This is a genomic window from Rhabdochromatium marinum, assembly GCF_016583795.1.
Taxonomy (GTDB): Bacteria; Pseudomonadota; Gammaproteobacteria; order Chromatiales; family Chromatiaceae; genus Rhabdochromatium; species Rhabdochromatium marinum.
Window position 1 is genome coordinate 45,850 of the sequence record NZ_NRRS01000023.1, and the last position, 6,994, is coordinate 52,843.

Here is a 6,994-nt window from a genome sequence, read left to right on the forward strand (position 1 = left end):
AATTTATTAATGAATTAATTATAATCATTCAATCGTTTGAGATTCGAAAAACGATGGCATTTAGTAACCACCAAATCGGCATCTCCTTAATCGAATTGGTCATCACAATTGCGATCCTTGTGATACTCCTGAGCATTGCTGCGCCAAATTACCGCATCTATATGGCCAACCAGCGCGCTCAAGCCGTCAGTTACCGCCTGATGGCCGACCTGCGAAACGCGCGCAGTGAGGCGATTAACAAAAATACCGATTGCTCCTTGAAGGCGAATGCCAGTGGCTGGTCCGCCGGCTGGCAGATCGTCGATTGCGGTGGCAACTGCACGGTCGACGGCACTGGCTGCCCAGCGGCCCGCACTGTTAATGCGTCAATCTGGTCCATTGTCGAGGACAATAATTACTCAAAGATTACCTTCCAGGCTTCCGGGCGGGTCGACCCCAACACTGCAGCTGATTTCTCTATCTGTCCAACCGATACCAGCGTCCAAATTGATCAACGCAGGCTCATTGTTTCCGGTTCCTCCATTACTCTCAACCGGCTCAGTCCATGCGAGGGATAAGCGCTCATGATAGGCCACCAAGAATCACAGCGCGGCACAACACTGATTGAAGCGCTCATTGCCTTCATCGTACTAGGCATTGGCTTGCTCGGCATGCTAGCGCTGCAAATCAAGGCTCAGAATACCGATTTTGACAGTTTTCAGCGCAGTCAGGCATTAGTGATGGCCGAGGATATGGTTAATCGCATGGCGGCTGCTCGCTCGCCGGGTTGTTATGATACCGCTGGCGAGGAGACACTTCCCGGTCAATGGGACACTGGTGTGAGTACTTCCATGGCCGGTTGCAGCCCCAGTTCCAATGTCGATCTAGCGGCCTGGAATGAAATGCTACGCGGCAGTGGCGAATTGGCGGGATCAACAGATACCGAAGTTGGTGGTCTGCTCGGTGCGCTCGGCTGTATCGAAAATGACCTTAGCGAGACCAATCTTTGGTATGTCACCGTGGCTTGGCAGGGAATGAGCGAAGTTCCACTTCCCGAAGGGATTAGCAGTTGCGGCAAGAACCATTACGAAAGCGAAAATCTCCGACGCGTCGTGACATTGCCGGTTTACATTCCATGAGAACAACCACCATGAATCGAGGCATTGTTCCGCTCGTCCGCCGCAGTTTTTCTTGCCCTCGGGCGCACCTTCGGGGGTTCTCCCTGGTGGAACTCTTGGTCGGATTGTTTCTCGGCCTCTTGCTGTTGACCGGACTGAGTGCCCTCATGGTGCAATCGAGCGGTGCGTTTCGCGCCGTCCAGAACGAAGCTGCCATGGTGGATAACGGGCGCTATGTCACCGACCTGTTAGCAAACGAAATCAACCATGTTGGATTTTTTGGGCATTATGCGACGGATCCCGATCTTGAGCCTAGTGGTCCGTTGCCGACCCCTTGCAGTATCGATAAAAACACCCTCAAAAGCATCATCCGCGATTCCTTGCCTTTGCGCGTTTATGAAGGTGCGAACACCGATCCAACCGGTGGCTGTCTGAGCAATTACCTGAGGAATACCGATGTGGTGGTTGTGCATCGTGCTTCCACGGTTTTGATCGCCCCATCGGCGCTCAAGGATAACGCCGGGCGTTTCTTTATTCAAACAGATGAACTCGGGACCAATTTCACGGTCGATCAAGCGACCACCGATTGTGCAACCAATGCGGATCGTTTTGATTTTCGCGGGCGTGATCGATCGACTGAAGCTCAACCCATAGGGTATGATTCTTGGAGTGATTATCTTGATTGTTTTTCATCCGCTGCGGCTTTGGATCTGCGGGAAATGCTAACCTATATCTATTACCTCAGTGCATGCGACGATTGTTCTAGCGACGGAGATGACCTACCGACATTGAAACGGGGCCAGATTATTTCCGATACTTCCGGAAATGTCACCCTGCAACCGGTGACGATTTCGCGCAATATCGATAACCTTCAGGTGTTTCTCAATACTGATTCCTCTCCCTACGACGGTGACCCAGACAGCTTCCAGATATCCCCCTCGGCCATGCCATCAATCGCCGCCTGGGCGCATATAACGGGCGCCGAGCTTTTTCTGCTGTTCCGCGCTGACCAGGAGACAATCCAGGGTACTAACGAGCAGGATCGCCGCTATCTGCTTGGGCCGGATTCCACCGTGGATGCCAATTGGATCGATGCCGATGATGGTTTTAAGCGTCGGGTGTTTCGTGTTCAACTCCGTCTCAATAACCTCTCTGACCGCAACATTGAGAGCTAGCAGGAGCAGGGATATGTCTTATCTTTTTCGTCCTCGAATCCACCAGCAGGGTGTCGCTCTAATCGTCAGTCTCATCATGTTGACTATGATGTCCATGCTTGCGATCTCCTCAGTGCAGGATACCGTCTCCTACAACCAGGTGACGAACAACATCCAGTTTCGCAAATCGGCCGAGGCAGCCGCACAAGTCGCCATCGAACGAGCCATTGCTAATCCCGATACCACCTTTGCCGATACTGACTATCCATTTTCCTACACTGATTACACCATTACCGTCGGCAACCAGAGTTGGATCGCTCGAGTAACGGCGGTTTATCTCGGCAATTCGCCTCCCGAAGACGCACCTGGAACATCGCTGATGCTGACCGGCTTAGCCACCGGTAGTGGCAGGGATTACTGGGATTTAGTGGCAACAATCAACGACACAGCCACCAATACGTCTGTTGAAGTTCATCAAGGTTTCGCTGCTCCAGCCATTGATTAATTTAATCACTTAATGAATCTCCAAGATTTTTCAGACAGCGAGCTAAATCTTTAAAGGAGAGAGAAATGTTGAAAAATATAATGTTAAACCGCGAACAATCCTGGAGTCGCCGACTTTCGCTTTTCTTTGGGTTTTTTATTGCTGTCACGGCTGGATCGATTGCACGGGCCGCCGATTACGATTTGTTCGTGAATCCAACTGTCAACACTGACTCCGCCGCAGTGATGCCGAAAGTCCTAATGGTATTAGATAATTCGGCAAATTGGTCGAGCACCGCTACCCCTGTCGGTGGTAGCAAGGACACCAAGTTCGCTTTTGAAAAATCCGCCTTGCAAGCTTTTTTCAGTTCGCTCGCACCGGCGGTCGGCGGGTCTGCGGAATACAATGTCGGTTTAATGCTGTTTTCCGAATCAAGTAGGTTCTCGCCAGCAGGCTGTACGGTCAGCGACGAACAAAACAGAGACCCTTATGCCGATGGTGGTGGCTATGTTCGTTACGCAATTCGCCCAATGGATGCAACCAATGCCAATGCGCTTGCAACGCTGATCGGAAATCTCGATGAGGGAGACGACAAATCAAATAATACAGAATATGCCCACGTGCTAAACGAAGGCTATCGTTACTTTAAGGGCCTGGAAGCCTATACAGGTATTAAGACGAAGTCCGATGACGGGCAAAGTTGCAAACCCTATAATATTCCCAATTATAGTCCTGGCGATACGGGCGCCTGGTCTTCGGCATCGAGTTATCTTTATCAGTCACCAGAGGATTTAAGCGCCTGTGGCGGCAATTACATCATTCTTATTGCGAATGGCAAGGCGGATAGTGGAGAAAATAACGCGGCCGAGGATTTACTCGACGAACTCGGTGGAACCGTGGTAACCGACCCGATTAATCTATCTCCAAACAATGAGGAAGATAATTGGGCGGACGAATATGCGCGCTTTCTTTATCAGCGGGATATTCATACTTACGTCATTGAGGTTGTCCCTAATACGAAGAACAATCCTGGAATAGCGGTTTCAGCACTCTATCAAAGTATCGCCAATCAGGGGCACGGACGTTATTTTGGCATTCATGAGAGTGATGGCGACATCGCTACCCAATTACAAGATGTATTGAGCACTATTTTTGAGGAAATACAATCGGTTAGCAGTGTCTATGCAGCGAGCGCCTTACCTATTAGCGTCAATGTGCGTGGCACGAATGAGAACCAGGTCTATCTTGGCATGTTTCGCCCGGATGCAAACCGCGAACCACTCTGGATCGGTAATCTCAAAGAATACGAATTAGCACTCGAGTCTTCCACCCAGCAACTCAAGCTGCATGATCGTAATGGCAAACTGGTGCAAAGCCCGGTTACCGGTTTTGTCAACGAAGATGTCACCAGTTACTGGACTACAGATTCAACATTTTGGACGCCAGATCCGAGTGGTGTGGGCGGCGCTTCGGATTCACCAGACGGGGATATCGTCGAGAAAGGCGCGGCGGCGCAACAACAGCGCGATCAATTCGACAGCCGCAATATTTATACCTGTATTGGTTGTGCTGCGAATGCACCATTATCCGGACAACCATTTTCAACAACGAATACTGCGATCAGTGCGGCTTTACTTGGTGCGGATAACGCTACCGAGCGCGAGGAAATTATCGAATGGCTGCGCGGAGCCGATAATCTCAATCTATTTGACTCGGATGATGGTGATGCGCCGAGACCTTATCTGCATGGCGATGTGGTGCATGCCTCGCCGGCACTCATCAACTACGGCGATGGATTAATTATGGCCTATTATGGTGATAATGGCGGTCTCTATCACGCCGTGCGTGGCGGCAAAACGGGAACCGGCGCTGGCGAGGAACTCTGGGCCTTCGTGGCTGAGGAATTTCTAGGTAACATTAAGCGTCTCAGGGACAAACTCCCGTTGATCAAGGTGCCACACAACAAGCCAGATGATCCCAGCACCACAGCGGATGACGACGATGAAAACCGCGATTTTTTCTTCGACGGCGGCACGGCGGTTTATCTGCTCGACAACGACGATGATGGACTTGTTGAGAGCGCCGATGGTGACAAAGTCTATATCTATCTGACTGCGCGCCGGGGTGGGCGCTTCATCTACGCACTCGATGTTACGGTACCGGCCTCGCCCAAGTTGCTCTGGCATCGCTCCAATGCGGATTCCAGTACCGATGCCGCCTGGGCCAAGTTAGGCCAAACCTGGTCGACGCCCAAGGTAGTCACACTTAACATTGACGCTTCTGGCAGCGATGTCGCAACGCCTATGCTGGTCTTTGGCGCGGGTTATGATCCGACGGCCGACGATGCACTGCCGGCCGGCAATGCCAGCCTCGGCGAGGGCATTTTTGTGGTCAATGCCGTCACTGGCGATGTCATTCGGTTTTTTTCAGACAGTGACATGCAGGCCATTCCTTCCGATGTCGCGATCGTGGATGTGGATGGCGACGACATTGCTGATGTCGCTTATGTGGGCGATACCGGTGGCCGTATCTGGCGCATGAACTTCGTGGGCAGTGATCCTGCGGCCTGGACAGTCGCCGAGTTTGCCAGCTTCACGGCTTCTGTCGGTTCGGATCGCGTCAAATTTCTGTATCAGCCCGATTTAGCACTCTTTGGTAACGACTGTGATGTACCCAAGACCGATAACACCATCGCGGTAATGATCGGTTCAGGTGACCGCGAGCATCCGCTCGCCATGTCGACTTACAATGAAGTCTTTGGCACCAACCTTGCTGAAACCCAAAACAGCTTCTTCCTGATGAAGGATCGGGATTACACCGGCGCGATCAGCGAACCCATCGTACTCTCGCATCTCACCGATCTGACAAGCTCGGCCTCGACGATCGACTGGACCGCCAATAGTGGCACCGGCGGCACGAATGCCTGCGGTGCCGATGTCTGCGGCTGGTATATCGATCTGGAATCGGGCGAAAAGGTCGTCGGCAACCCGCTCATTATTGGCGGTGTGGTTACCTTCGGAACATCCAAGCCTCCGGCGACCGAGATCGATACGGAAACTTGCGCCGGTAATCTTGGCGTTGCGCGGGTCTATCAGGCTACTTATTGCGACGCCAAAGTGTATCCTGAGGGAAAGCTAACCCGTTATACGGAGGTTCCTGGAGGCGGATTGCTGCCGCCGCCGGTTCCTGCCGTGATTCAGATCGATAACAAGATTAACTATGCTGCGGTGCTTGGCCTGAATGTCTTTGATGCACCCGAACCCAGTACGGGCGCTAACCGCATCGGCAAAACCTTCTGGTACCGCCTGCGGTCCGAATAACGGCGACTTCAACCAAGCAAAAACCCGTACCCAAACATGGGGACACGGAGCTTTCACCAACCCCCAGCCCCCAGTCCGTCGCCGAATTGTGATCAGCGCCCGGTCCGGACGCTGATTGATCTGCTGGTGATCCACAACATCAGCCTGCCGCCGGGTGACTTGGCGGTTGTTGCGTTATTGTGCCCGCTTGCGCCAAAATTCGTTCAGAATGCACAGCGGGGTCCACCTGCGCCCCTCACGACGGTCGATCAGGCGCATGTTCGCCGTTGACCTCGTTCCCAACGGTTATCTGCCGATGTCGGCGACGAATGCGATAGCCGTTGGTTCATATTTCAAATGTGTGATTCAATCAAGCTCAGAGCAGCAAGATAAAAACAGGAGCCTCAGTCAACTACCCCGGCCTAAAGGCCGGAGCTTGCAAGAGCTCGGTTGACCAGGGAAAGCGGTATCCAACCCGCTACGTTTGTAACAGGTCGTCAAGACCCACTCCGGGATGCTTCCTCAGTCCCGGACTCTGGAAGATCAGGATCATGCGGGCGAAAGGCAAAGCGCCGAAGGTTTTGATCGCCGCCGTAAGGTGGGAGCCGGTTGCAAACCTTCCCGAGGGGAGCGAGCCGTCAGGCTCCGTCACCAGGCCCGTAAGGGCAGGAATTGAAATGGCTGTCTTCGTCCTCGACAAACAGAAGTGTCCGCTGATGCCGTGCACGGAGAAACGCGCGTGGCTGTTACTGGAGAGCGGACGCGCCGTGGTGGTGCGTCTGGCTCCCTTCACCATTCGGCTCAAGGATCGCATCGGCGGTGAGACTCAGCCGCTGCGCCTGAAGCTCGATCCGGGCAGCAAGACCACAGGGATGGCACTGGTGCGCGATGTTGAGCGTATCAACCCCGATACGGGCGAGGTATGCCGAGACGCGCCTGTGCTGTGGTTGGCGGAACTGA

Annotated in this window: 6 protein-coding genes; all 6 read left to right on the forward strand. The window is 53.0% G+C overall.

Features of this window, described 5'->3' with window-relative positions; translation table 11 throughout:
* Positions 1-53 precede the first annotated feature (53 nt).
* Positions 54-557 (forward strand): GspH/FimT family pseudopilin, encoded by a 504-nt coding sequence (locus CKO36_RS08995; protein WP_200283674.1) that lies wholly within the window; start codon positions 54-56, stop codon positions 555-557.
* A 6-nt stretch (positions 558-563) separates the two neighbouring features.
* Positions 564-1,118 carry a type IV pilus modification protein PilV gene (pilV, locus tag CKO36_RS09000; protein WP_200283676.1) on the forward strand — a complete coding sequence of 185 codons (555 nt, stop codon included), beginning with the start codon at positions 564-566 and terminating at the stop codon, positions 1,116-1,118.
* An 11-nt stretch (positions 1,119-1,129) separates the two neighbouring features.
* Positions 1,130-2,272: a PilW family protein gene (locus CKO36_RS09005; RefSeq protein ID WP_200283677.1), complete on the forward strand. Its 1,143-nt coding sequence runs from the start codon at positions 1,130-1,132 to the stop codon at positions 2,270-2,272.
* Between the two features lie 13 nt (positions 2,273-2,285).
* Positions 2,286-2,756 (forward strand): pilus assembly PilX family protein, encoded by a 471-nt coding sequence (locus CKO36_RS09010; protein ID WP_200283679.1) that lies wholly within the window; start codon positions 2,286-2,288, stop codon positions 2,754-2,756.
* A 65-nt stretch (positions 2,757-2,821) separates the two neighbouring features.
* Positions 2,822-6,055, forward strand: coding sequence for a pilus assembly protein (locus CKO36_RS09015; RefSeq protein ID WP_200283680.1), 3,234 nt, complete (start codon positions 2,822-2,824; stop codon positions 6,053-6,055).
* A gap of 656 nt (positions 6,056-6,711) precedes the next feature.
* Positions 6,712-6,994: RRXRR domain-containing protein (locus CKO36_RS09020; protein ID WP_200283681.1), on the forward strand; the 283-nt coding region annotated here is incomplete at its 3' end.